The 556-nt window shown below is 61.9% G+C and carries 1 protein-coding gene; it reads left to right on the top strand.

What is annotated here, in order from left to right:
* Window positions 1–79: 79 nt before the first annotated feature.
* Window positions 80–556: IS110 family transposase (locus Q1A36_RS21380; protein WP_299848206.1), on the top strand; the 477-nt coding region annotated here is incomplete at its 3' end.

Raw genomic sequence — 556 nt, 5'->3', positions numbered from 1 at the left:
GGCTCTGATGCTGTAACCGCCCCCCGACGGCATCGACGTGCCAAGGTGGGATCGCAACAATCCGTATTGGGAGGCGGTCATGTCGGAGATTATCACGGTCGGACTGGATCTGGCGAAGAATGTGTTCCAGGTCCACGGTGCTGACAGCAAAGGCAGTGCTGTCTTACGCAAGAAGCTCAGACGGGCTCAGGTGTTTGAGTTCTTCGCCAAGTTGCCGCCCTGCCTGGTGGCGATGGAGGCCTGCGGTGGCGCGCATTTCTGGGGTCGGGAGCTGGCCAAGCTCGGCCACGACATCAAGCTCATCCCGCCCGCCTATGTGAAGCCCTTCATCAAGCGGCAAAAAAATGATGCGGCGGATGCCGAGGCGATCTGCGAGGCGGCGCAAAGACCGAACATGCGCTTTGTTCCCGTGAAGAGCGAGGAAACGCAAGGAGCGGCCAGCGTCTTCCGCGTCCGGGAGTTGCTCATCCGGCAGCGTACCCAGGCCATCAACGCGCTCCGCGGACATCTCACCGAGTATGGCTGGGTGGTGCCACAGGGTGCGACGAATGCCCGG

Origin of the sequence: uncultured Paracoccus sp. (assembly GCF_947487305.1) — a bacterium.
In the GTDB taxonomy this organism is placed as follows: Bacteria; Pseudomonadota; Alphaproteobacteria; order Rhodobacterales; family Rhodobacteraceae; genus Paracoccus.
The sequence above is the reverse complement of the archived record's forward strand: the minus strand, read 5'-3'. Positions and strand labels throughout refer to the sequence as shown.